The following is a 25,312-nucleotide window of genomic DNA, read 5'->3' on the forward strand; positions in this document are numbered from 1 at the left end:
ATACACCCATGACCCTTCCCCGTATGTCCGTCGTGATGCCCGTTTATAACGTCGAAGCCTATGTCGAGGAGGCGATCCGCTCCGTCCTCGATCAGAGTTTCACCGATTTCGAACTGATCGTGGTGGACGATGGCGGGAATGACAATTCGCTCACTCTCGTCCGCGGTTTCGACGATCCGCGCATCCGCATCGTTTCGCAGCCGAACCGCGGATTGCCCGGCGCACGCAACACCGGCATCGCGAATGCCCGCGCGCCTTACGTGGCGCTGCTCGATTCCGATGACCGCTGGAACCGGGAAAAGCTGATGCTGCACTACATCCACCTCGAGGCCAATCCCGATGTCGGCGTCAGCTTCTCGGGCTCGCGCCTCATCGATTGCAACGGCAATGTCCTGCGCGTCGCGATGAAGCCGAAACTGAACGCGATCACCGCGCGCGATATCCTGTGCCGCAACCCGGTCGGCAACGGCAGCGCACCCGTCATCCGGCGCAGCGCACTCGACGCGGTGGCCTTTCCCCATCCGACCGAGGCGGGCCGCACATGCTGGTTCGACGAAAGCTTTCGCCAGTCGGAGGACATCGAACTGTGGGTGCGCATGATCGCGCGTCATGGCATCCGTTTCGACGGGATCGCCGGGCAGTTGACCGATTACCGGATCATCGGCGGCGCGCTGTCGGCCAATGTGGTGCAGCAATATGCGAGCTGGGCCCGGATGATGGATGCGCTGCGCGGTACCGCGCCCGACCTCGTCGCGCAATTCGGCGATACGGCCCGCGCGTATCAGCTTCGCTATCTCGCGCGGCGCTGCGTGCAGCTTGGCAATGGCACGCTCGGCCATGATTTCATGCGCCGCGCCATTCGTTCGGACCGGCGGATCCTCGTGCAGGAGCCGATCAAGTCGCTCACCACCTGGGCCGCCGTCCATGTCGCACGGCTCGCCGGCCCCGACCGTTTCCGCGCCATTGCGCGCCCGTACATGAAGGCCGCGGCATGATCAGGGTCGTTCACCTGCTCGACGATTTCGCGATGGGCGGCGTCACCCGCGCGCTTTCGATGTTCTCGCACCCTCGCATTGCCCTGCACGCCACGTCGCGCACCGTCGCGATGGGCAGCACGGCACGCGATGCGGCCCATCTCGACGCCGATCTCATCGTGATCCACGTGCCGCCACGCTGGAGCCGGATGCCCTATCTCGCGGCGTTGCGCCTGCGCAATCGCCATGCGCGGATCGTGCAGGTCGAGCACAGCTATACACGCGCGCTCGAACGCAATCGGGTTTCGTCGCGGCGACGTTTTCGCTTGCTGATCCGGCTGGCGGCGCGGCTTGTGGACGAAATTGTCGCCGTCTCGCACGCGCAGGGGGAATGGCTGAGGGAGGTCGGCGTGCCGCGGGCCAAGCTGACGGTGATCCACCCGTGGAGCGGGCGTTTCGACCTGTTCGACATCGCCGAAACGCCCCCGCGCGAGGGTCCGCTTCGCCTGCTCAGCTATGGCCGGTTTTCGCCGGAAAAGAACTATGCCGCGCTGATCGAGGCGGTCTCCTCCCTCTCCCGGCACGAGGCGACGCTGACGCTGTTCGGCGACGGACCATTGGCCGCGGAACTGCGCGCCCGCGCGTCGCGCACGGATAATGTCGAGATCCTGCCCGCGTGCAGCGATCCGGCACCGTTCCTCGAAAAATGCCAGGCGGTCATCCTGCCCTCGCGGTTCGAATCCTTCGGCCTCGTCGCGACGGAGGCCCGCATGGCGGGGCGCGCGATTGCCGTGGCCGATATCGACGGGCTCCCCGAACAGGCACGTTGCGGCGGCGGGCTGGTGCGTCCGATGAACGATGCGGACGAAATCGCCGCCGCCATCGCCGAATTCGCCTATGTCGACGTGGAGCAGATGGGGCGGGAGGCGCGCAACGGCGTGCGTGCGCAACACGACCGGATCATAGAGAGCTGGCGCGCGCTGTTTCACCGGGCGGCGCGGTGAGCGTGTCCGGCACGTCGTCCCCTGTATCTTCCGCAAAGGCAGGATCATCATCGGGCGGGGCATTGCGAAACGCCAGTGCCCGCCCGATAACGATGAGCGCGGGCCAGTACAGATAGGCCAGGATCTCAAGATTCTCGCCAAACGAATAGAGCACCAGGATCAATATCATCGACAGCGCCGTGCGATGCAACGCGCCGAGCCGCGCCCGCCACAACAGCACCGCCACCGTCACCGCCAACGGCACCGCCAGCGCGAGCGCGCCTGCCAGCCCCTTTACAAAAAGCAGACCGTACCAGCTGTGATGGCTGCCGATGGGCATGTATTCGACGAGATGCGGCCCGCTTTCCACGATGCCATGCCCGAACCAGAACGCCTCGTTCTCCCACCTGTCCATCGCGATGCGGCCAAGGGCGGCGCGCACCCGGCTGGAATCGGCGCGCGCGGATGAAAAATCGCTCATCAGCTGATCGACAAAGCTCACGAGGTCGGACGCGAACAGCCCGACAAGCAGCAGCACCGGCGCCGCGATGAACCACACCGCGGCGCGGTCCACCCGCGCAACCGCCCACACGATGGGGACAAGCGCCACCATCGCCACCAGCGCCAGCCGCGATTGCGACAGGACCGCCACGGCGAGGAAGCCAAAGATGCCTATGGCTTTCCAGAACAGGTCCCGTTCCTGCGCGGCGAGGAAGACATAGACCACCGCGACCATCCCCGCCGCCGGCGACCATGGAGCAAAGAATTGCCAGCGCGGCGTGCCCGCCCCCGGCTCGATCGTGTAGAGAATGGTGGCGAAATATTCCGGCCCCGGCCCGCCGACGGCCTTCAATGGCGAGACATAGAGCATTTCGGGCAGACCGACGAAGGGCGCCGCCAGGAACAGCGGCAGCATCAGCAGCGTCCACATGCTCAGCCGGCACACCGCGCGCGCAATGACCGGGAGCCGTATGTCCAGCACCGCGCCCGCCATCGGGAACAGCGCGATCAGCGCCCAGCCCTTCGCCCAGCCGATGCTGCTCTTGATCGTCTGTGCGGTGCCGAGCGCGAAATTCGCATGGCCCGCCCACAGGATCAAGAGCATCGCCGCCATGCCCGCATGCCACAACCAGATCGTGGCGGGAATGGCGGCGATGTTCTTGCGGCCGAGATAAAGCGCGACGACGACCATCCCGGTCAGCGCCCAGCCGATCACCGGCCCTGCAATATACAACCCTCCGATCAGCCAGAGCAGCCAGGTCGCGGTAATGCTGCGCGCGATCAGACGTTCGGCAGCAGTTTCCGGATGATGGGCTGGCGCAGCCATATCAGCATGAACCCCATGAGCGTGATCAGCGATGCGGCGATCGCCCCGATGATAGCAAGCATCGGCGTAGGCGAGGAGCGTTCGCGGCGCAATGACGGCTCTTCCAGCGTCTGAACCAGCGGGTAGGATGCAAAGGGGTCAGACTTGTTCGTGTCGAGCCGGGCCAGAGCGGAGCTGAACACCGCCTCCGCGACGCGCAGGTCGCGCAGCAGGCTGGCGAGGCGCGATGCCTGCTCGACCTGCTCCTGCGTGCTGGCATTCTGCGCGCCGATCTGCCGACGAAGCTCGGCGAGCGCGGCGGCATGACCCGCAACGCCCGCATCGCGTTCGGTCAGCGTGGCGAACAGGTTTTCACGCATGTCCGAAACCGCGAGATCGGCGAAGGACAGCACGGCCTCGGCACTCGTGCCCGCGACCTGTGCGCCGCGGCGGCCGAGCGCATTGCGAAGGGCGGCATCCTCGACGGAAAGCTCCTCCATCGCCGCATGCGCATCGCCGAGCGTGGCGCCGCGCTCGGTCCGCTGTGTCGCGATGTCGGCATAGCGCGTGAGCAGCGCGCGAAAGCGTGGGTCGGCCTTCAATTGCATGGCCATGCGCGCCTGCGGCAGGGTTATGCCGAGTGTCCTGGCGAGCCGCCCGGTCCCTGCGCTGTTTTCGGCGAGATGGACGCGGCGGTCGCGTTCGCTCGCGCGCAGCTGGTCGAGCGCGGTCACCCGCCCGGCGAACTGGTCGAGCGAGACGAGGCCCGTGCGCCCCTGAAATGCGAGCAGAGCCTTTTGCGCGCGGTCGACCTTCGCCTCCAGCTCCGCAATGCGCGAAGCATCCGCATTTTCGCGGCGCTGCGCCTCGTCCGAGCGCAGATCGTCGAGTGCGGCGAGAAACGCGGCGCGCAAGGCCTCCATCCGGCCCTGCGCCTTTTCGGGCGCGCCCGCAGACATTTCGACCTCGATCAGGTTTGTCTGGTCGATGAGCTTGATCGCGGGTGACGGAAAACTGCCTTCATCCTCGCCTGCCCGGCGCGCCGCATCGCGCAGCACAACGTCCGAGGTGAGCAGACGCTTGTAATTTTCGGTCGGGCTGAGCGTGGAACTGGAAAAGGCCGACGATGTCATCGAGGTTGCCTGGCCGATGGATTCCACGTTCATCGATCCGCCCACGCCCGTCCCCGGCAGGATCAACGTCATGTTGCTGTCGAACCGGTCCGGCGCGACGGCCAGATACGCAAACGTCAGCCCCCAGATCGCAGCCAGCGGCCCCGACAGCGCCACGAGATAGCGTCGGTAGCGCCCCACCGACGGCAATCCGTCGCGCACGACGAGCCACAACCGTTCGAGACGGCGGCTGGAAGCGAAGGGGTGGCCGGTCATGTCCATCGTCGCGCGCGCCTGCTTACAATGCGTTGTCGAGGAGGATGGCCGGCGTGACGGCACCGATCCCCTGCGATACGACGCCGATCGCCTCGCTCAGATTGGTCCAGCGGCTGTCGTAGCAGGCAATGGCGTCGCCCGGCATGAGATAGGGATCGTCCGCATCGCGGCTCGCATCGCGGACAAGGCTTTCGATGTCGCGTTCGATGACGACGCTGCGCCCGTTGATGCGGTTGCGCGAAATGAGCACTGCGCGCCGGTCCGACTGCATGTAACTTCCGCCGACGCAGTTTGCCGCGACAAGCGCCTGAAGCAGGCGTGTGCCATAGGGCAGCGAAGTGGTCTTCTCGCCGATGGCGGCGCCGGCATTGTTGTTCGCGCTGCGCGTGAGGTTCGACATGTAGACGCGGATACCCGGCGGGGTCAGCGGTGTCGGACGCACGAGACCCGCATCGAAGCAGCTCCGGCTCGGCACAAGTATGCGGTCGCCCGACGTCACGGGAATATCCTGGCTCGCCCAGCCCTGGACGAGGCCCGACAGGTCGAGCTCGACATAGCGGCCTTCACGAATGAGATAGACACGCTGCACATCGGCGTCGGGGCGCACCCCGCCGGCCGCGCGAATGGCGGCCGACACGTTGCGGCCGATATTGTCGTCGCCCGCGATGCCACCCGCGCCGGCGGCCCGCAGCTCCGGCGACCGCTCGCCTGCCCGGACCGCGTGCGGTTCGAAGACCGCGCCGCTCACCGCGACGGAAACGCCCGCCGCCTCGATCAGGGACACCGAAACAGCATTGCGAAGCGGGCGCACCAGATTGGCCGCGACGAGCCGTGCGCGCAGCCGGTCCTGCAACATTTCGGGCGATCCGCCGACCGCGCGGGTGGGGGCAATCCCGCGCAGGTCGACGGTGCCGTCACTCGCGACGACATAGGTGCCCGACAGGCCGTCCGGATCGCCCATGACCCGGATCGCAACCCGGTCGCCGGGCGCGAGCGGCGCGTTGATGTCGGCAAATTCCTCCACCCGCGCCCGGCGATAAGTGTCGAGTTCGCGCGGCACGCGCCAGTCGCAAGCCGGCGCACCGCGCGCAACCGGCGCTGCCGCCACCCAATCGCCGCGCGGATGCCCCGCCCGCCCCGTGCCAAGCTGCTGCGGCGCATAGAGCGCGGTTTCATAATTGCTCGGCGTCGGTCCGGACATGCACCCGGCGAGCGCCGCCGCCATGGCGGCGGCTGCGGCTCCTTTTCGGAAAGCGGAAATGGGCATGGCAAAGGCTCCGTGTTGGCGTTTGCCCCTGTTATTCAAGAGCCGTGCCAAACCGTGCCGCTCGGGCGCGTGATGGGTGCCGAGTGCGAAATGCAACGCAACCTGATGCAAAATGCGAAAGGATCGTTGCATTTTGCATCACTCTTTTGCAAATTGCGACGGTCGTCTCGCGAGGAACTGGCCTATTTGCGCGGCGGTGGCGATGGTATGGAACTTGCATGTATTCCGCCGTCTGCAATTGTTGAGGAGCTTTCATGCGGGGCGTGGTCTATACCGAGCTGGTCGATTTTCTGGACGAAACGGGGGGGCCGCTTTTTGCAGAGCAAGTCCTCTCGCAAGCCGATCTTCCCCATGGCGGCGCCTATTCGCGCATTGGTTACTACCCATGGGAGGAAGCCGTGCAGATCGTCGTCGCGGCGGCCGATCTCAGCGGGAACGACGTGAACGCGTTGTGCCGGGCTTTCGGCGAGTTTCTGTTCGGACGGTTCACCGTACTCTATGCCGATATCGTGAGCCGATATTCGAGCGCGCAGGCGCTTCTCTCGCATATCAACGCCCATATTCACCAGGAAGTGCGCGTCCTCTATCCCGAATCCAGCCCGCCATCCGTCGTCACCCGCAACGAGGGCGACACGCTTGTCATAACCTACGCTTCGCACCGTCCATTCGCGCATATCGCCCATGGTCTCGTCGCGGGCGCAATGAAACATTTCGGCGATACGCGGAGCCTCGACTGGATCGGCCTCTCGGACGACGGGACGGCGGCTTCATTCGCCATATCCGGCCCGGTCGAGGCGAGCGCCGCCCATGGCTGATCGCTCGGTTCTCATCATCGAGGACAGCGCCTCCCTCGCGCTGGGCTATGTCGCACAGCTCGAGGAGGCGGGATATGTGGTCACGCTTGCCACCACGCTTGCCGAGGCGCGCGAACAGCTATCGAAGGGGTCGTTCGCAGCTGCGTTGCTCGACCTGCAATTGCCGGATGGCGACGGGCTGGAACTGCTCGGTGAAAAGGCGGAAGGGGCGCCATCCTTCGTCGTGGTCACCTCGGATGGCTCGCTCTCGCGCGCCATCGCGGCCATGCGGTCGGGTGCGTTCGATTTCCTGGTGAAACCGGTCGCGGGCGCGCGGCTCCTGTCCACGATCCAGGCGGCGGTCGAACATGCGCCCGATACCGAACCGGCGGTGGAAAAGCTTCCCGACGGGCCGGGCTTTCACGGTTTCGTCGGGCGGTCGCCCGCCATGCGCAAGGTGTACGAGACCATCGCACAGATCGCGGATTCGCGCGCCGCGGTGTTCGTGACCGGCGAAAGCGGCACGGGCAAGGAAGTGACGGCCGAGGCACTCCACGCCGCAGGGCGCCGCCGGCACAAGGCCTTCGTTGCCATCAATTGCGGGGCGATTCCGGAAAACCTGCTTGAAAGCGAATTGTTCGGCCATGTGAAAGGCGCATTTACCGGCGCCGTCGAAAACCGCATCGGCGCGGCCAAGGCAGCCGATGGCGGCACGCTCTTCCTCGACGAGATTTGTGAGATGGAGCTGAAGCTTCAGGTCAAGCTGCTCCGCTTTCTGCAGACCGGGATGATACAGCGCGTCGGATCGGCGCAGGTGGAGCCGGTGGACGTGCGGATCGTGTGCGCGACCAATCGCGACCCCTATACCGAAATGGCCGAGGGACGGTTCCGGGAGGATCTGTTCTATCGCCTCAACGTCATTCCGATTGCACTGCCGCCGCTGCGTGAACGGGGCGAGGATGTGATGCTGCTCGCCGAAACGCTGGCCGAACGCATCGCACGCGAGGAAGGGCGCGGCCCCATGCGGTTGACCGCCGACAGCCGCGCGGCGATCCTGACCAATCCATGGGCGGGCAATGTCCGCGAATTGCAGAACGCGCTGCGCCGCGCGATCGTCACCGCACCGGGCGACACGATCGAGCTGCACGCCCCGACGGCATATGAAATCAAGCCGCCGCCGCCAATCTCCGCCGGTGGCGCGGCGTTCCATGCCCCGCCCGCCGGACCATCTCCGGCGCCTCACAACGGTTCGTTCGACCTCGCGGGGCGGACCCTCGCGCAGATCGAACGCGATGCGATCGAGGGCGCCATCGCGCGCCATGGCGGAAACCTCACGCGCGCGGCCCGTGAACTCGATGTCAGCGCCTCGACCCTTTACCGCAAGATGGAGAAATGGCGCACTGTTTCGTGAGCGCCGCTTACCCCGCGGTTCAGGTTCCGACCACGTCGAGCACCTCGGCAATGGTCGCGTAAACCCGGTCGAGTTCAGCCGCGGTGATGCAGTAGGGCGGCATGACATAGACCGTATTGCCGAGCGGGCGCAGCAACACGCCCCGTTCGCGAAACAGGCCCATCATGCGCGGGGCGAGATCGGACAGATAACCACCCTCATCGCCCACGTCGAATGCCGCAATGGTCCCGCAGCGGCGTATGTTCGCGACGTCTCTTCGCCGTGAAAGCGTATCGAGATGCGCCGCCTGCCACGCGCACAGGGTGGCGATCCTGTCCAGCACCGGCTCCTCGCGCCAGATGGCGAGATTGGCGTTCGCCGCCGCGCAGGCCACGGGATTCGCGGTATAGCTCGACGAATGAAAGAACATGCGCCCCCGGTCGGTCGACAGATGCGCGGCATAGACAGGCTCGCTCGCCATGGTGACGGCAAGGGGGACTGCTCCGCCGGTCAACCCTTTGGAAAGGCACAATATGTCGGGCACCACGCCGGCCTGCTCACACGCCAGCATGGTTCCCGTCCGGCCCCACCCGGTCATCACCTCGTCCGCAATGAACAATGTCCCATGCGCCGCGCAAATGGCCCGCATCTGCGCCAGCGTATCGGCGCCATACATCATCATGCCCCCCGCGCCGAGCACGAGCGGTTCGACCACGAAGGCCGCCGCCCCGGCCGCGCACGCGGCATCGAGCGCGTCGAGCGTAGCCTTCTCTGCTCCGGCGGCGGGAAAGGGGATGCTCGTCACGTCGAAGAGCAAGGGTTCGTAAGCGCGGTTGAACGTGCCGCGCGCGCCGACCGACATGGTGCCGATCGTATCGCCGTGATAGCCGTGCTCCATCACCGCGATCGCGTGACGCGCCTCCCCCCGGTGGAGCCAGTAGCCCAGCGCCATTTTCAACGCGACCTCGACCGAGGTGGAGCCGGAATCGGAAAAGAACACACGCGTCAGGCTCTCCGGCATGATGGCCCGGAGCGAACGGGCAAGCTGCTCCGCCGGTTCGTGGCTCCATCCGGCAAAAATAATCTGGTCGAGCCGGGCGGCCTGTTCGGCGATGGCGGCGGCGATGCGCGGATGGGCATGGCCGTGCGTCGTCACCCACCATGACGAGATCGCATCGACGATGTCGCGCCCGTCATCGGTATAAAGCATGGCGCCCTCCGCCCGTGCGACGCGCGGGATCGGTTCGTTCAACCCATGCTGCGTGAAGGGGTGCCAGATCGGGGAGCCTGTCATGCCCATGCCTCCCTGCCGAAACCGCTCGCATCGAAACCGTTCGCGAACGCCGCGCGCAAGGTCTGCGCATCGAGCGGGGCGAGATGCGGCAACCGCCCAAGATGGCGCACGCCGCCCAAGGCGCAGATGATGCGCTCGCTATCCTCCACCTCCTCGCCCACGAACGCGATGCCGAGGATCGGCACAGCGCGGCTGCGCAACGCTTCGATGGTGAGCAGGCTGTGATTGATGGTGCCGAGCGTGGTCCGCGCGACGATGACCACCGGCGCGCCCCACCGCGCGAACAGATCGGCATAGAGCAGCCCGCGCGTCACCGGCACCAGCGCGCCACCCGCCCCCTCCACCACGAGCGGGCCATCCACCGTCGGGAGCGTCAGCCGCGCCGGATCGATCTCGACCCCGTCACGCTCCGCCGCGAGATGGGGCGAACAGGGCGTCGTCAGGCGATACGCCTCTGGCACGATGCGCGACGCCGGCACGCCGAGCGTCTCGACCGTCCGGCTGTCGCTGCCATCGTCCAGCCCGGCCTGCACCGGTTTCCAGTAATGCGCACCTATCGCGGCGGTCAGCCCGGCGGCAAAGACGGTCTTGCCAATATCGGTGTCGGTGCCGGTGACGACGATCGTGCGGCTCACAACAACCGCTCCATCGCCTGAATCAGCGCGTCCATATCCTCTTCGTCGCTGTTGAGCGTGATCGAGAGACGCAGCCGTGCGGTCCCCTCCGGCACGGTGGGTGGGCGAATGCCGCGGATGTCGAATCCCTCGGCCTGCAAGGCGGCGGCGATCTCCATCGTGCGTGCTTCCTCGCCGATAACGACAGGCTGTATCTGCGACCCGCTGAGCACGATGCCGAGCGCGGCGAACCGATCGGCCGCGCCCTGCACCCGTGTGCGCAGCCTCTGGCGAAGGTCGTCCCCTCCCGCAATCAGGCGCAGCGCATCGCCGACCACCGCGGCCATCAATGGCGACGGCGCGGTGGAAAATATGAACCCCCGGCCCCGGTTGATGAGGAAGTCGCGGATCACATCCGAACACAGCACCAAGGCCCCTTCGCAGCCCAGCGCCTTTCCGCAGGTGGCGAGCACAATCGCGTGTTCCTCCCCCTGCAAACCGGATGCCAGCCCGCGCCCCTGCGGCCCGTAAACGCCGACGGCATGCGCCTCGTCGATGAACAGCATGGCGCCGACCGCCCGCGCCAGCGCCGCAAATTCGGCAACCGGCGCGATGTCGCCATCCATGCTGTATAATGTTTCGAAAGCGATCCACGGCGTGCCGGACCCGCCCGATGCGCGCCATTGTGCGATCGCGTCGGCGGCGGCGTCCACGTCATTATGGGCAAAGCCGCGCCGCTCCGCCCGCGACAGTCGCATCCCCTCATGCGCGCTGGCATGGATGAGCGCATCGTGGAAGATGCAGTCCTCCTTCTGCGGGAGCGTGGAAAACAGGAGGCTGTTCGCGGCAAAACCCGTGCTCATGAACAGCGCCGCCTCCGACCCGAAAAATCGCGCGGCATCCTCCTCCACCCGCGCATGTTCCGCCCTGTGCCCGCGCAGCAGGCGCGAACCGCCCGAGCCCATCGGCACCCCGCGTTCGAGCGCACGCATCGCCGCATCGCGCAGCGCATCCGACCCGGCCAGCGCAAGGTAATCGTTGGAGGAAAAATCCCGCCCGCGCGGCAGGGCGAGCCCACGGCGGCGCGCCATCGTGTCGAGCCGGGCGAGATCCTGCGCGTAGAATTGCGGCAATGTCACCTCTCGCTCCCCCATGCCTCGCGATCTGCGTCGATGCGCCGATGTCCGCCCGCCCCGCAATAGGCGGGCGCCGCGCATTCACAACCCCCTCACTCCTTTTGTCGTCGCGGCGAAATGGCGTTCAGCGGTGCTCCATCACGAAGCCGGTAATCGCATCGACCACGCCGCGCGCAATCCGCAAGGAGGGATTGGCATAGCTTGCCATATTGGCGGCGCGATCCCCCGGCGGCACGTCTTTCAACACATGGTTCACCCCCGGCAGCAGCGCGAGCGTCGCATCGGGCTTTGCCGCGTGCAGCAATCGGGCATCGCGGGGCGTGACCTGAATATCCTCTTCGCCCTGCACGATGAGGACGGGTTTCGAAATCTCTGCGATGAGCGCTGCGGGATTGATGGCGAAGCTGTCGATGAGGAACCCCTGCACCGCGGGGGCGAACAGGGCGGCGAGCGCCGGGTGGAAACCGTCCGTATCGACGCGCCGGCCTTCCTCCAGCGTGGCAATCGCGCCCAGCGCATCGTCCAGTATCGGGGCATTGGCCGGGTTTGCCTTCAGTTGTTCGCGCATGATCGTGCCCAGCGGACGGCCCGGCGCCGCGAGCGTAATGACGCCGCAGATGTTGCGCGCCGCCTCGCCCTCCGCATGGGCAGCGGCGAGAAGCGCGACCGTGCCGCCCTCGCTATGGCCCATCACCCAGACGCAAGGCGCACCCGTTCCCGCCACGATCGCCTTTGTCCACGCATGCACGTCGTCGGCATAATCGCCCATGGTCACCGCATTGGGATCGGCGATGGCGTCGGCGCTTGCGAACATGCCGCGCTTGTCGATGCGCACGCTGGCGATGCCCCTTATCATCAGCCAGCTGGCGAGCCTGCTATAGCTAGCGGCCTTGATCCCGGCGGGGCTGTTGCCATCCCTGTCGGTCGGGCCGGATCCCGGCACGATCAATACAACGGGCGCGTTATCGTTGCCGACGTTCTGGAACGTTCCGTGCAGCATCCCTTGCGGCCCCGGCGCTTCGATTTCGCGTTGGGGGGGGTACACCGTTCCCGACGCGGCGGGGGCAAGCGATAACCCGGTTAGCACACCGAAAAGCGCAAGGACGGCACGGCACCGCGGCGGTAAGGCGGGGCGAAAGCTGCGCATGTGTGCATTCTCCGAAGCGTCGAAAACTCGATCCGGCATGCAGGCTATCGTGAAAGGTTGGCGCCTCGCAAGTCTCTTGCCCGCCTCATATGGAACCGGGATCGACGCTTTCATTCGGCACGCCGCGTACCCGTGGGAAGCCGGGCCGCTGCAATCCTGTGCCCGCGTTCCCGTATCGCTGCGAAACCCGCCGGGTTCGTCACAAACCCGTCATAAGTGCGCGGCACTAACGGGCGGCAAGGCGGGGATTTCGATCATGGACGTAGTCAATATCTTCACGACAGCGACACAGATCGCTGCAACGGGCGACTTCGTGCATGGCTCGCAGCGGTTCGTTTTCGACCATCTTGGCTGCGACGGGCCGCAGCGCCTTGTCGAAGGGCCGGTCTGGGCTTTCATCGACTGGGTCATGCCGGAAATGTCGGGGCTGGAAATGTGCCGGCGCCTGCGTTCCGATCCGCGCATGGACCATGCCCACGTGACGATGATCCTCGAACAGGACGATGCCGGCGACAGGCGGCGCGCCCTTCGCGCCGGGGCCGACGATTACATGATCGGCTCGGTCGATCGCAACGACCTGCTCGACCGCGTGCTCGCGCTCCAGGCGCGGCGACAGAATTACCATGCGGCCAATATCGTCGAACGCGGCGATCTGGTCATCGACCTCGGCGCGCTGCAGGCGCGGTGGGACGGCACGCCCGTGGACCTCAGGCCCAACGAATTTCGCCTGCTGCGCTACTTTGCCGAAAATCCCAATCGCGTGTTTTCCCGGGCGCAGCTGATTGGCGGATTGGGAAAGCAGGAACCGCCGATCGACGAACGCACTGTCGATGTATGGGTGGGTCGCCTGCGCCGCGCGCTCAAATGCGCAGGGGCCGGCGATCCATTGCGAACGGTGCGATCGATGGGTTACGTCTTCGACATGCCGTGACCCGCCACGAACGCGCATGAAAAAGCCCCGGATCGCCTGCGCGCCGGGGCTTTTTCATGCGTGGCAAGAATGGGCGGAACCGATGCCGGCCCCGCCCCAAATATTCAGAATTCGATCGACGCGCTTAGGGCGAAACTGCGCCCGACTTCGTAGGTGTTGATCTCGATCCGGTTTTCGCCGTTCGACTGATATTCGAAATGGTCGCGCCCGGTAATGTTGCGCGCCTCGAACTTCAATTGCACCGGCACGCCCATGAAATCCGCCTCCTCGCGCGCAACGAAATCCACGCTCAACCCCGGATTTTCGAGGATGTCGGGAAGCGCATTGGTGCCGCGGCTCGTCACGCGCTTGCTGGCGTAGGAGAAGAGCAGCGTGAACTGTTGCAACCGGTCGATGTCCTCCAGCCCGAGTTGCAGATTGGCGAGATGGTCCGACTGTCCGGTGAGCGCAGCGCCATCGCGGAAATAGTTCGACGCCGGCTGCCCGCCGCGCGGGAATACCTGCGTCACGTCGCCCTCGCCGACTTTGATTTCGGACTTCGTATAGGTGTAGTTGGCGACGATCACCGCGCGCTTCGTCGCGAACGCCTCGCCAAGGCCGAACAGGTCCTTGCTATATTGCAGGTCGAGTTCGGCGCCATAGAGCGTGGCCTTGGGCGCGTTGGCGAAGCTTGTGACCTGCGCATTGTCGGAAAAGCTGGAATAGGCCTCGATCGGGTTGTCGATATCCTTGTAGAAACCGGCGATCGAGATCCGGTCGCCGCCGCCGAGGTAATATTCCGCCCGCGCCTCGGCATTGATCAGCTCGCTGTCGATCAGGAACGGATTGCCGTTGAACTGCCGATTGGTGTCGGGATCGTAGTAAGTCTGAAAGATCAGCTCGCGAAATTGCGGCCGGGCGATGGTCTTCGATGCAGCCACGCGCAATTGCAAATCGTCGCTGGCCTCGAAGGTGAGGGTCGCGGCGGGCAGGAAATAATCATTGGCGAGCGCGGTGCTGCTGCCCGAATTGGTGGGCGTGGCAAACAGCTCGACCGGGTTCACGGTCTGATCCGCGTCTTCATATCGCACGCCGATGTCGAGATTCACGCGGTCGAGCGGATTGACCCGCAATTGCCCATATCCCGCATGGATGGTCAGCCCGGCGTCAAAGGCGGGATCCGCCTGCGTGCTTTCGATGAGGCCGATGTCGAAATAATCGATGATCGCATCGCCGAGCAGCAGATCGGGCCGCAGCGCACCCACGCCATCGGGAAAATCGGTCGAGGCGTTGAACAGGAATTCGCGCCGTTCGGAATAGCGGTCGGTATCGGTATAGGCATAGCCGACGCTGGCCCGCAGCCAGTCGGACAATTCATACCCGAAATCGAGCCCGCCGTAGTAAAGGTCTTCCTTCAATTCGGAGAAGGTCACGGACGCCGAGCCGCGCTGCCGGTCGAGCACGTTAACGAACAGGTCGCCGAACGGATCGTTCGGCTCGTTCGTGCGGACATATTCGAAGCTGTATTCGTACGGCGCCTCGCGCTGCGTCTGCGCATAGCCGCCGCGCAGGTCGATTTCGAGCCGTCCGAACTCCATCTCGCCCACGAATTGCGTGTCGAGCAATTGCCGCTCGAACCAGCCATTGTTCTGAATCTGCTTGGAAAAGCCGGACTGAAACTCATCGCCGACCGAAATCTGCGTCTGTTTGAGCGTGTCGCGGATATAGAGATTGGTCCAGCGGAAGCTATGCTCGCCAATCTCCAGCCCGAAACCGAGAAGCCCGTTCACGACGATGCGGTTGTCGGTGGTGTAATCGCGAAAATCGGTGTTGAGATCGAGGTCGGCGTTCACCGCCGTCTGCGAGATGATCGCCCGGTTGCGCCAGCTATTGCTGAGCGAGGCGGTCGCGATCACACCGAGCCTGCCATCCGAAAACACGTCGAAACCGGTGCCCCCGGTGATCGAACCGGAGAAGTTCACCGGCAGGTTGCCGAGGCGCTGCGCCACGACGAGATCGGGGTTGCCGAGCTGTTTCGCGATGGCCGCCTGGTCCACGCCGAGGTCGGACAGGCGCGCGCCGCTGTCGAAGAAATCCTGCAGCGCGGGCGGCGCGTCGCGCGTGCCGTCGTCGAAGCCGAAGGCGTCGATGTCGGAGCCGTAATAGCTGTACCCGTCATTGCCGGTCGTCTGCGTGTCGCCGCTGACCCCGCCGCCGATCCGCAGGAAGCTTTCGGTCGGCACCGCGCGGGTGGTGAGGTTGATGACGCCGCCGCCGAATTCGCCGGGAAAATTCGCCGAATAGGTTTTCTGCACCAGGGACGAGGCGACGATATTGGTCGGAAAGATGTCGAGGGGGACCACGCGGCTCAACGGCTGCGGGCTGGGCAGGGGCAAGCCGTTGAGCAGCGCCAGCGAGTAGCGATCGCCCAGGCCGCGCACGAACACATTGCCGTTGCCCACGATGGAAAGCCCGGTCACGCGGCTGAGCGCGCCGGCGATGTTGCCCTCACCCGTGCGTGCGATCTGTTCTGCCGACAGGACGGAGAGCACCTGCGTGCTCGCGCGCGACACGTCGCGGATGCGGCGGCCGGTCACGACGATCGCGCCGCCGCCGCCCGGAATGGAAATGTCGGACTGATCAAGGCCATCCTCGATCGGTTCGCCGTCGACGCCCTGCACCTGATCGGTGAGGTCGTTGTCCGCGGATGGGCGCGGCGGGATGGCGCCTTCTCCGGTGGTGGGCGGTCCGCCGGTGCCCTGGGCCAGCGCGGCGCCGGGCAGGACCATCGCGGATGAAAGCAGCAGCAGCCCTGCGAGCCGCCTGCCGGAAGGCTGAAAGCCGGTGGACATGGTGTAAGACCCCCTCAAATTACAGGTCCGAAAACAGATAGTCGCGTGTGCGACGCGGGATGCAGCGTGGGGCCGCCCGACGCGCGGACGGCCCCCTTTCCGGCTGCGCGTCCTCAGTAGATCGGCAGGCTGGTGCAGGTGCCGACATTGCTGCCGAAGCTGATCGCCGCCGAATTACAGGTCCACCCCGTGGTCCAGTTGTTCGCGGTGTCGCGCACGGCACCGACGAAGTTCGCATTGTCGAAGAAGCTGGACAATGCAGTCGGGTTGAAGGCCACCACGCCATTTTCGTTGGAGCCGTTGATGAACAGCATCGAAAGGGTGTTGGTGAAATCCTTGTTGTTGTTCGATCCGGCATCGAAGATCGCCTGCGCCTGGCTTGCGCTGACATCGCCGCCGTCGCGGAAATTGGTCGCACAATCGAGCACGACCGAATTGAAGCGCGGTGCGCCCTTCTCGTCCGCGCCGGAGGTCTGGATCGTGGCCGCATCGTCGAGGCGGATGCAGGGCACGCCGCTCGGCGCGACGATGACGCTGTTCACCAGCGCATAATCGGCGCCGCCGCGGATGCGGATCGCCTGGCTCGACGAGGCATTGCGGTGGACGAAGGTCGCGTTGGAAATCTGCGTGTTCTGACGCGGGGTCGAATTTTCGAGGCCATTGCTGGAATCCGCCTCGATGATGGTGTCGCCGGCGCCTTCGCGCTGCACCGCGATGACATATTGCAGATTGGCCTTCACGCCGGTGTCGGTGTCGATCGAGTCGTCCTCGGCACCCACCACGATCAGGTTCTTCAGATTGACGCGCCCGCCGAAGAATTCGACGCCGTCATCGGACGAATTATAGGACATGATATGGTCGAGCTGCGTGCCCGAGCCGCTGCCGCCGGTGGTGAGCGACTGAAGCTCGCTGTCGCCCGACAGGACGAAACCCGAATAGCGGATCTGCACGTAGCTCATCCGGCCCGAGCTGTCGTCGGGGGTCGCGCCGCCGAACAATGCGGGCTGTGCCGCGCCTTCGACCTGGCGTTCGCAACCGGTGGTACCCGGAGTCGCGCCCGGCGCGATGCAGTCGGTCACCGGCGCGCGGCCCGCGAGCACGACGCCGCCCCACTGACCCGAGGAGTTTTCGTTGTTGAGGCCGAGCACGTTGTCGCGGCTGGTGAAAAGGATCGGGCGCGAGGCCGTGCCGACCGCGTTGATCTTGTTGCCGCGGTTCACCATCAGGAACGACGACCCGCTGGCGTAGACCATCGCGCCCGGCTCGATGGTGAGCGTCACGTTGCTGTCGGTGGCGCCGTCGCTCGCATCGGCGGTCGGCCCGCCATCGGTGCCGACGTCGACGCGGCCCGCCATGCGATAGAGCAGCCCTTCGACATAGGGCAGCGTGGAGGACGCGTTGAAACGCGCCGGCATCGCGCAGACGCGATATTCGCCGGTGGGTCCGGAGATCGTGCCTTCGTCGGAAAGACCCTGCGCATCGGCGATCGTGGGACAGCCGTTCGCGGCCGTCACCGAACCGCCCGGCGTGGGCGTGGGGGTCGGCGCGGGCGTGGGCGCCGGATTGTTGATGATGACATTGCCGCCCGTACCGGGCGATGCGATGTCCTCCGGCCCGCAGGCGGCCAGCGCCAGCATGCTGCAGCCAAGAACGAGCGTACGGGAAATAGTGGTCACGGCGGCGGTCCCCCTCAAGTAAAAACCGAGAATCAAATCCTGCGAATTCGGCTTCGCGAAGGCGGACCTAGATGCGCGTTGTGACAGTTTCTTTGCGCTCGTCTGATAATTCGGACGAGAATGAGCGGCGGACGCAAATCGCCCATGGCGACCCCTCCTTCGCCGAATGTTACAGTTCGATGACATTGTGACATTTTGATTGCACAGACCGGCGACGCGGCGCAAAATCGGTTTCAATAAGAAGACCGAGATGGAGAAATGCCATGGCTTTTGCCGCCCTTGCCCTCACCCTGATGCTGAGCCCCGCCCCCGCGATCGGCGCGGAGCGTGTCGATGTCGCCTATGAAGCGATGCGCGCCGGACAGGATGCCGCCGCCATCCGCCAGATCGAAGCGAACGAGGCCCTGGCCGAGGATGATCCCGCCCGCCTCATCAACCTCGGCATCGCCTATGCGCGGCAGGACGACACCGCCGCCGCCCGCACCATGTTCGAGGCTGCTGCGAACAATGCCGACCGCTTCGCCCTCGAAACGGCGAGCGGTCAGTGGGTCGACAGCAAGGTGCTCGCCCGCAGTGCGCTTGCAATGCTGGAGCGTGGCGAATTTTCCGCTGGCGAACGGCTCGCCACCGCCGACTGACCTTAAATCGTACCGGCGGATGCGCGTGTCGCTCCGCCGGCGATTGCCGTTTTGCGCGGATAGTGACGCCTGCCGCGCCATATGACGGGGTGTAGCGTCCGCCCGAGCGCCGGCGTTCGGGAACGCTTCTTTAATAAGCGGGTTTTTCATCCCGCACTCTGAACGCGAGCCTGTCACACGCGTGTCATCAACGGGGTTCATTCGCCTCCTCAAGGGAGGCATTCATGATTCTTGCGCGTGGCATATTGGGACTGGGTTTGGCGCTTTGCGTGCCGGCCATGCCCGCATGCGCCGATGTCATGGAGGTTTCCGCAGACGGCCATCGCTGGATCGCCGGGGATCTGATGGCGGCCGACGATGGCGCCGCGCCCGGCCTCGATGAAGAGGCTCCCGCCGTGCCGGGCGCCGCACTTGCGAACATTGCCGATCATGCCGCATTGCTGCCTGCGCGCTATGCCGCGAAGGTGCACGAATTATCGGCGCGCTTCGACCTCAGCCCCGCCTTGATCGAGGCGCTCGTCTGGCAGGAAAGCCGCTGGCGCGAGGATGCACGCTCGCCCGTCGGGGCGCGCGGCCTTGCGCAATTGATGCCGGGCACGGCCCGCGACCTCGGCGTGAATGCCGACGATCCCTTCGCCAATCTCGAAGGCGGCGCGCGCTACCTCCGGCAACAGATCGACCGTTTCGACGGCGATATCGAACGCGCGCTTGCCGCCTATAACGCCGGGCCGGGCCGCGTGATCCGCGCCGGCGGCGTGCCCCGCATTCGCGAAACCCAAACCTATGTCGCGGCCGTCATGGGCCGCCTGTCCGACCATTCCCGGAGATGATTGCCATGTCTGCCGCTCTTTCCCGCATGTTCACCCGCCCCTTCGCACGGCTCGTCGCCGCGCTCGCGTTCGCCCTCCCCGGCACGGCGATGGCGCAAGGTGCCGATCCGCAGGGGTCCGGTCCCATCGTGTCCGCGCTCGCTTGGCTTCAGGGGACGATGCTCGGCAATGTCGCCACCGCGGTGGCGGTGATGGCGGTTGCGGCGGTCGGCTTCATGATGCTCACGGGCCGGATGAACTGGAAATTCGGGGGCACCGTCATTCTGGGCTGCTTCATCCTGTTCGGTGCGGCTTCGATCGTCTCGGGCATTCAATCGACCGCGGCGGTGGGCTGACGCCATGACGGCACTGTCCCGCCATCCGGTGCATCGCGCATTGACGCGGCCGCAGATGTTCGGCGGCGTGACCTATAATTTCTTCGTCATCAATGCCGCCGTCACGACCGAGTTGTTCCTGATCACCGGGAGCTTTCTCGCCCTGCCCGCGGCGCTGGCGATCCACGGCGTCGGCTATTTCGCGTGTCTTCGCGAACCGCGCGTGTTCGATCTCTGGCTGACGAAGGTGAGCCGGTGCCCGCGGGTGAAGAACTGGAAACGCTGGGGCTGCAACAGCTACGCCGCCTGAGGAGGCACGCATTCATGGCAAAGCAACGCAAATGGATCGGCGCCGCCGGGTGGAGCGAGAAGGAAGCCCGCGCGGGCGATCGGCTGCCCTATGCGCGGCAGGTGGACGAACATTGCGTGATGCTGCGCGATGGGTCGCTGATGATGGCGATGCAGGTGCCCGGCCTGCTGTTCGAGACCGAGGATAGCGACGCGCTGAACGCCCATGCCGCCGCGCGTGAGGTCATGCTGCGCTCCGTGCTGGACGCGCGTTTCGTGCTCTATCACCATGTCGTGCGGCGGCGGGTGTCGGTCGATCTCGATGCCGAGTTCGCCGATCCGCTGTCGGCCCATATCGACGCGCGCTGGCGCGAACGGCTCGCCGATGGATCGCTGTTCGTGAATGATCAGTTCGTCACGCTGATCCGCCGGCCTGCGCGGGGCAAGGCGGGGCTGGCGGAAAAGGCCGCCCGCATGCTGCGCCGCCGCCGGAGCGAGGTGGAGGCGGATCCCAAGGATCTGCGCGCCCTTCGTGCCGCGATCACCGGCATGGCCGCATCGCTCGGCGCCTATGGCGCGCGCCTGCTCGGCGATTATGACGCCGGCGAGGGCCGCGTGAACAGCGAGATCCTCGAATTGTTGAGCGCGGTCTATAATGGCGAAATGCGCCCGGTGCGCCGCCCGGCCGAGGATACCGACATCGGCCACATGCTGCCCTATCGCCGGGTCAGCTTCGGGCTCGACGCGATGGAACTGCGCGGCGGCGGGGGCAGCGATTTTGCCGCGATGCTCTCTTTGAAAGATTATCCCGACGCGACATCGCCCGGCCTGCTCGACGGGCTGCTCCGCCTCCCGTGCGAGATGGTCGTCACCGAAAGCTACGCCCCGACAGAGCGTCAGACCGCGCGCGAACGCATGGATCTTGCCCTGCGCCGCCTGCGCAGCGCGGACGAGGAAGCGGCCGCCGAACGGGCCGAGATGCTGTCCGCGCGCGACGCCCTGGGCGCAGGGGCGACGGGGTTTGGCGACCATCACCTCACTGTGCTCATCCGTGCCGGCGGGCTTTCCGCGCTCGACGACATGACCGCCGCCGCCGCCGCCGCGCTCGCCGATACGGGCGCAATCGCCGTGCGGGAGGACGTGAACCTGGAACCGGCGTTCTGGGGTCAGTTTCCGGGCAATGAAGGCTATCTCGTGCGCCGGGCGATGATCTCGACCGCGAACATGGCGGGCTTTGGCTCGCTCCATGGCTTTGCGCTGGGTCAGGCCGACGGCAACCATTGGGGCGATGCCGTCACCTTGTTGCAGACGACGAGCGCGACGCCGTTCTTCTTCAATTTCCACAGCGGCGACCTCGGCAATTTCTCCGTCATCGGGCCGTCGGGTTCGGGCAAGACGGTGGTGATGAATTTCCTCGCCGCGCAGGCGCAGAAGTTCGAGCCCCGCACCATCCTGTTCGACAAGGATCGCGGCGCGGAGGTGTTCGTGCGCGGCATTGGAGGGCGCTACGACCGCATTTCTTCGGGTGAGCGGACGGGGTTCAACCCGCTCTCCCTGCCCGATACGGCAGGCAATCGCGCATTCCTGCGCGACTGGCTCGGCCTCATGCTCAAGGCCGAAGGGCCGGAAGAACTTGCCACCATCGCGCAGGCGGTCGATGCCGCCTATGCCAATGATGCACGCCTGCGTCGCCTGCGCCATTTCCGCGAGCTTCTGTCGGGCGCGCGCCGTCCGATGCCGGGCGATCTGGCCGACCGGCTGTCCCCGTGGATCGAGGATGGCGAGCATGGCTGGCTGTTCGATAACGATGTCGACCGGCTCGACCTTACGAACCGCGTGCTGGGCTTCGACATGACGGCGCTGCTCGAAAATCCGCGCCTGCGCACGCCGGTGATGATGTATCTATTCCACAGGATCGAGGAACGGCTCGACGGGCAACCGACGATGATCCTCATCGACGAAGGGTGGAAGGCGCTCGACGACGAGGTGTTTGCCGCGCGCATCCGCGGTTGGCTGAAAACGCTGCGCAAACGGAACGCCTTGGTCGGTTTCGCGACGCAAAGCGCGCGCGACGCACTCGACAGCCGGATTTCCACCGCGCTGGTCGAACAGACCGCGACAATGATCTTCATGCCCAATTCGCGCGCGCGGGCGGAAGATTATTGCGATGGCTTCGGCCTGACCGAACACGAGCTTGCATTGATCAAGGGATTGCCGGCCCATTCGCGCTGCTTCCTCGTGCGGCAACCCGATGCCTCGGTCGTGGTGCGGCTCGACCTCTCCGGCGCGCCGGAAGTGCTCACCGTGCTCTCAGGCCGGGAGAGCATCGTTCGCAATCTCGACCGTATCCGCGCATCGGTCGGCGACGATCCCGCGCACTGGTACCCGCAATTGACGGGACAGCCGTGGCCGGGCGGAAGCGCCGATGATTTCGCGCTGTGGAACGCGGCGGAATGAACGGCTGCGCAACCGAACTGGACAATGTCGGCAACGGCATCGCCGCCGCGCTGCGCGGGGTGGATTGCCTCGCCGCCGACACGACGCAGGCCGCCTTCGGGCGCCTGTTCGGGGCGGGCGGCGCGCTGGTCCCGGCGCTCACGATCCTGCTCACATTGTTCGTGGCGCTGTTTGCGTTCGGCCTGCTCACCGGGCGCAGCCGGATCGGCGTTGCCGCACTGACCCCACGCATGATGACATTGGGCCTCGTGCTGACCTTCGCGACGAGCTGGGTCGCGTATCAGAGCGTGGTGTGGACCCTTGCCACCGGCGCGCCGGATCAGATCGCCTCGATCATCACCGGGAGCGAGGGCAGCGCCACCATCGCCTTTGCCGACAAGATCGACATCGCCTTTGCCGCGATCGGGCAGATCGCCGGGCCGGAGCAGCAGCAGGACATGAGCATGTTCTCCCCGCCGGGCCTGCTCTGGCTCGGTGCGACGCTTCTGCTCCTCGGCACCGTGGGCATATTGGTGACGACGCGGATCGCACTCGCCGTGCTGGTCGCGGTGGGGCCGGTGTTCGTGGTCATGGCGCTGTTTCCCGGCACGCGCGGCTTGTTCGCGGGCTGGTTGAAGGGCCTGGTCCTGCTCGCCATCGCGCCCTTGTTCGCGGTGCTGGGCGGCGGAATGATGCTCGAACTCGCGGTGCCGGTGCTCAATGCGCTGGGCCAGACGCCGGGTCAGATCGACCCGCGCGCGGCGATGGGGTTCTTCCTGATCGGGGCGGTGCATGTCGCGCTGATGATGCTGGCGATGAAGACCGCGACGGCGATGGTCGCCGGCTGGGACGTGTTCGGGCTGGCCGCGACCGGGGCGGAGGGCCGCACTACCGCCGCCGCGCAATCCGGTGCCGCCCTGCCTGCCCCGGCCGCGTCCGCGCCGCCGCCGGCGCCCGCGGTAAGCACCGACCGCCGCATCGCGCAGGCCATTCCCGTTCCCGCCCCCGCCAATGACCGGTTCGGCAGCACCCCGCCCGCCCCGACGGCGCGCGACATCCGCATCACCGCCCACACCGCGCATTCCGCCGGCCAGCCCGTCGCGAACGCGGGCCGGTCCCGCGCCCATGGCATCGGCAGCCGCTTTCGCAGCGCGCCCGCCCGCTCCACGGAGAAGTTGAAATGATCCGCCTGCTTTGCACGCTCGCCCTTGTCGCCGCGACGATGGCCGCGCCCGCCCGCGCCGACGATCCGCGCCTCGTCACCCGCATGTATGACGAAGGTGCCGTCGTCCGCATCGAAGGCCGCACCAATGTGCAGGCGACCGTCGCCTTTGCCGATGACGAGAAAATCGAGAATGTGGCCATCGGCGATTCCGCAAGCTGGCAGGTCACGCCGAACAAGCGCGCCAATCTGCTGTTCGTCAAACCGCTCGAACCGACGGCGGCGACCAACATGACCGTCGTCACCGATCGCCGCACCTATTACTTCGATCTTGTCGCAAGTCCGCGGGCCAAACCTCTGTATCAATTGCGCTTCGCCTATCCCGAAGAGCCGGAGGAGGACGCCCCCGCCCGCATGGCCGCCGCGCCCGGTTCGGTCGAGATGCAGGCCGCGACCGATCCGCTCGCCGTGACCGATCCGGCCTTGCTGAACTTCGCATGGGGGCGCAGCGGGGATGCCGCGCTGCTGCCCGAACGCGCCTATGACGATGGCGAGGTGACCTATCTCGCCTGGCCGCAGGGGCGCGCGGTGCCCGCCATCCTCGTCACCAATGCCGACGGGCGTGAAGGCCCGGTCAATTTTGCCGTCCGGGGCGAAAACATCATCATCGACGGCGTTCCTGCGCAAATCATCCTGCGTTCCGGCGACAATGATGCCTTTCTCGTGAACAACGGGCCGCCGCGCCCGCCGCGCAAGCTCAGCGATCGCGCGCTCGCCCGCGCGGCTGACCGCGCAATTGTGGAGCAGAACTGATGCGCCCCGCTGCCCGGCTTCCCGCCCATCCTGCCAATGACGTCGACCCGCGCGAAACCGAAAGCGCGGAAATCATCGACCTCGCCAGCCGCAATTCCTTTCCCGCCGTCACGCAGCGCAGGGGCAAGTCCGACGGGCTCGGCCTGGCCGCAGGCGTCGCCATCGTCGGCCTGCTGGGTGCGTTCACGCTTTGGGGCATGAACAGCGCGCGGATCGAACAGCCCGCCCCTGCACCGGTCGCCGCGCCGCCGGAAACCGTTGCGACCGCGCCCGTCGACGTGCCGTTGACCGTGCCGGACGCCCCGCCCGCGACGGCGCCCATGGCGATGCAGCAAGCCGATCCGGCCCCCGCGCCCGTCCTTTCCGCGCCGCCGCAGACCGCGACCGGTCCCGCCGCCAATCGCTATAGCAGCCCGACGCTCGTCTTCGATGCGGGCGGTGCACCGTCGGTTCCGGTCGGCGCGCCGGCACCGGGCGACACCGCGGCAGCCGGCAATTCCGCGTCCGATTTCGCAAGCCGCATCGGCGGTGTCGGCGGCGGCCCGGCACAAGCCGCCCGCATGGTCGACCCCGGCACGACGGTGACGCAAGGGACGCTGATCCCCGCGATCCTCGAAACCGCGATCGACACCGACGTGCCCGGATACGTCCGCGCCGTGGTCAGCCAGGACGTGAAAAGTTTCGACGGCCGCCGCGTGCTCGTCCCGCGCAGCAGCAGGCTCATCGGGCAGTATCAAAGCGGGCTGCAAGCCGGTCAGAAACGCGCCTATGTCATCTGGACCCGGCTGATCCGGCCCGATGGCGTGTCGGTCAATATCGGCTCGCCCGCGACCGGCTTCGATGGCACGACGGGCCTGCGCGGCAAGGTCGACAGCCATTTCTTCAAGCGGTTCGGATCGGCGATGCTCCTCTCCGTCGTGGGTGGATTGTCGGCGATGGGCACGGGCGGCGCTTCGGTCGTGCTGGGCGGCGGACAGAGCGCGGCGGCGGCCGCCGTGCAGGAAAACGGCAAGATCGGCCCGACCGTGCGCGTCCGGCAGGGCGAACCGATCCGCGTGTTCACCGCGCGCGATCTCGATTTTTCGACCGTGACGAAATGA

22 protein-coding genes are annotated in these 25,312 nt (G+C 66.1%); 13 read left to right on the forward strand and 9 right to left on the reverse strand.

Annotation, left to right across the window (positions count from 1 at the left end; translation table 11 throughout):
* The first annotated feature begins 8 nt into the window (after positions 1-8).
* Together Q0897_RS04070 and Q0897_RS04075 are read left to right on the forward strand one after the other, a co-directional pair.
* Positions 9-995 carry a glycosyltransferase family A protein gene (locus Q0897_RS04070; protein WP_299307716.1) on the forward strand — a complete coding sequence of 329 codons (987 nt, stop codon included), beginning with the start codon at positions 9-11 and terminating at the stop codon, positions 993-995.
* Positions 992-1,978: a glycosyltransferase family 4 protein gene (locus Q0897_RS04075; RefSeq protein WP_299307718.1), complete on the forward strand. Its 987-nt coding sequence runs from the start codon at positions 992-994 to the stop codon at positions 1,976-1,978. Before Q0897_RS04070 ends, Q0897_RS04075 begins: the two co-directional genes overlap by 4 nt.
* Here Q0897_RS04075 and Q0897_RS04080 read toward each other — a convergent pair.
* From Q0897_RS04080 to Q0897_RS04090, 3 genes are read right to left on the reverse strand one after another with little or no spacing between them, the layout of a single operon-like run.
* Entirely contained in the window at positions 1,935-3,284 is a 1,350-nt protein-coding gene (locus tag Q0897_RS04080; RefSeq protein ID WP_299307719.1) for an O-antigen ligase domain-containing protein, read from the reverse strand. The two genes, Q0897_RS04075 and Q0897_RS04080, sit on opposite strands and share 44 nt — an antisense overlap.
* Positions 3,239-4,657, reverse strand: a complete 1,419-nt coding sequence (locus tag Q0897_RS04085; protein WP_299307721.1) for a hypothetical protein — start codon at positions 4,655-4,657, stop codon at positions 3,239-3,241. Before Q0897_RS04085 ends, Q0897_RS04080 begins: the two co-directional genes overlap by 46 nt.
* Positions 4,658-4,673: 16 nt before the next feature.
* On the reverse strand, positions 4,674-5,918 hold the full coding sequence (locus tag Q0897_RS04090; RefSeq protein ID WP_299307723.1) for a polysaccharide biosynthesis/export family protein: 1,245 nt from the start codon (positions 5,916-5,918) through the stop codon (positions 4,674-4,676).
* A 254-nt stretch (positions 5,919-6,172) separates the two neighbouring features.
* On the opposite strand from Q0897_RS04090, the gene Q0897_RS04095 reads away from it, so the two are divergent.
* Both Q0897_RS04095 and Q0897_RS04100 read left to right on the forward strand, forming a co-directional pair.
* Entirely contained in the window at positions 6,173-6,733 is a 561-nt protein-coding gene (locus Q0897_RS04095) for a heme NO-binding domain-containing protein (protein ID WP_299307724.1), read from the forward strand.
* Positions 6,726-8,123, forward strand: coding sequence for a sigma-54 dependent transcriptional regulator (locus Q0897_RS04100; protein ID WP_299307725.1), 1,398 nt, complete (start codon positions 6,726-6,728; stop codon positions 8,121-8,123). Before Q0897_RS04095 ends, Q0897_RS04100 begins: the two co-directional genes overlap by 8 nt.
* Positions 8,124-8,142: 19 nt before the next feature.
* Here Q0897_RS04100 and Q0897_RS04105 read toward each other — a convergent pair whose 3' ends face one another.
* From Q0897_RS04105 to Q0897_RS04120, 4 genes are all read right to left on the reverse strand, one after another.
* A complete protein-coding gene (locus tag Q0897_RS04105; protein WP_299307726.1) occupies positions 8,143-9,396 on the reverse strand; it encodes an adenosylmethionine--8-amino-7-oxononanoate transaminase in 1,254 nt (417 codons plus the stop codon).
* Positions 9,393-10,031 carry a dethiobiotin synthase gene (gene bioD / locus Q0897_RS04110; protein ID WP_299307728.1) on the reverse strand — a complete coding sequence of 213 codons (639 nt, stop codon included), beginning with the start codon at positions 10,029-10,031 and terminating at the stop codon, positions 9,393-9,395. Before bioD ends, Q0897_RS04105 begins: the two co-directional genes overlap by 4 nt.
* Positions 10,028-11,164: an 8-amino-7-oxononanoate synthase gene (locus tag Q0897_RS04115; protein WP_299307730.1), complete on the reverse strand. Its 1,137-nt coding sequence runs from the start codon at positions 11,162-11,164 to the stop codon at positions 10,028-10,030. Before Q0897_RS04115 ends, bioD begins: the two co-directional genes overlap by 4 nt.
* Positions 11,165-11,270: 106 nt before the next feature.
* Positions 11,271-12,191 (reverse strand): alpha/beta fold hydrolase, encoded by a 921-nt coding sequence (locus tag Q0897_RS04120; RefSeq protein WP_299307732.1) that lies wholly within the window; start codon positions 12,189-12,191, stop codon positions 11,271-11,273.
* A 358-nt stretch (positions 12,192-12,549) separates the two neighbouring features.
* Here Q0897_RS04120 and Q0897_RS04125 point away from each other — a divergent pair, with 358 nt between their 5' ends.
* The gene (locus Q0897_RS04125; protein ID WP_299307733.1) at positions 12,550-13,224 is read left to right on the forward strand and encodes a response regulator transcription factor; all 675 of its coding nucleotides are present in this window, start codon (positions 12,550-12,552) and stop codon (positions 13,222-13,224) included.
* A gap of 104 nt (positions 13,225-13,328) precedes the next feature.
* Here Q0897_RS04125 and Q0897_RS04130 read toward each other — a convergent pair whose 3' ends face one another.
* Positions 13,329-16,055 carry a TonB-dependent receptor gene (locus tag Q0897_RS04130; RefSeq protein ID WP_299307734.1) on the reverse strand — a complete coding sequence of 909 codons (2,727 nt, stop codon included), beginning with the start codon at positions 16,053-16,055 and terminating at the stop codon, positions 13,329-13,331.
* Between the two features lie 113 nt (positions 16,056-16,168).
* Complete coding sequence (locus Q0897_RS04135) at positions 16,169-17,731, reverse strand: hypothetical protein (protein ID WP_299307735.1); 1,563 nt, start codon at positions 17,729-17,731, stop codon at positions 16,169-16,171.
* A gap of 263 nt (positions 17,732-17,994) precedes the next feature.
* On the opposite strand from Q0897_RS04135, the gene Q0897_RS04140 reads away from it, so the two are divergent.
* From Q0897_RS04140 to Q0897_RS04175, 8 genes are all read left to right on the forward strand, one after another.
* Positions 17,995-18,369 (forward strand): hypothetical protein, encoded by a 375-nt coding sequence (locus Q0897_RS04140; RefSeq protein WP_299307737.1) that lies wholly within the window; start codon positions 17,995-17,997, stop codon positions 18,367-18,369.
* A gap of 224 nt (positions 18,370-18,593) precedes the next feature.
* A complete protein-coding gene (locus tag Q0897_RS04145) occupies positions 18,594-19,199 on the forward strand; it encodes a lytic transglycosylase domain-containing protein (RefSeq protein WP_299307738.1) in 606 nt (201 codons plus the stop codon).
* Between the two features lie 5 nt (positions 19,200-19,204).
* Positions 19,205-19,534 carry a TrbC/VirB2 family protein gene (locus Q0897_RS04150; RefSeq protein WP_299307740.1) on the forward strand — a complete coding sequence of 110 codons (330 nt, stop codon included), beginning with the start codon at positions 19,205-19,207 and terminating at the stop codon, positions 19,532-19,534.
* A gap of 4 nt (positions 19,535-19,538) precedes the next feature.
* The gene (locus Q0897_RS04155; RefSeq protein ID WP_202085460.1) at positions 19,539-19,823 is read left to right on the forward strand and encodes a VirB3 family type IV secretion system protein; all 285 of its coding nucleotides are present in this window, start codon (positions 19,539-19,541) and stop codon (positions 19,821-19,823) included.
* 14 nt (positions 19,824-19,837) lie between these two features.
* On the forward strand, positions 19,838-22,258 hold the full coding sequence (locus Q0897_RS04160) for a VirB4 family type IV secretion/conjugal transfer ATPase (protein ID WP_299307743.1): 2,421 nt from the start codon (positions 19,838-19,840) through the stop codon (positions 22,256-22,258).
* A complete protein-coding gene (locus Q0897_RS04165; RefSeq protein WP_299307745.1) occupies positions 22,255-23,421 on the forward strand; it encodes a type IV secretion system protein in 1,167 nt (388 codons plus the stop codon). The genes Q0897_RS04160 and Q0897_RS04165 overlap by 4 nt, the downstream gene beginning before the upstream one ends.
* Positions 23,418-24,212, forward strand: a complete 795-nt coding sequence (locus Q0897_RS04170) for a TrbG/VirB9 family P-type conjugative transfer protein (RefSeq protein WP_299307747.1) — start codon at positions 23,418-23,420, stop codon at positions 24,210-24,212. The genes Q0897_RS04165 and Q0897_RS04170 overlap by 4 nt, the downstream gene beginning before the upstream one ends.
* Positions 24,212-25,312: a TrbI/VirB10 family protein gene (locus tag Q0897_RS04175; RefSeq protein WP_299307748.1), complete on the forward strand. Its 1,101-nt coding sequence runs from the start codon at positions 24,212-24,214 to the stop codon at positions 25,310-25,312. The genes Q0897_RS04170 and Q0897_RS04175 overlap by 1 nt, the downstream gene beginning before the upstream one ends.

The organism is uncultured Croceicoccus sp. (genome assembly GCF_947496385.1).
Taxonomy (GTDB): Bacteria; Pseudomonadota; Alphaproteobacteria; order Sphingomonadales; family Sphingomonadaceae; genus Croceicoccus.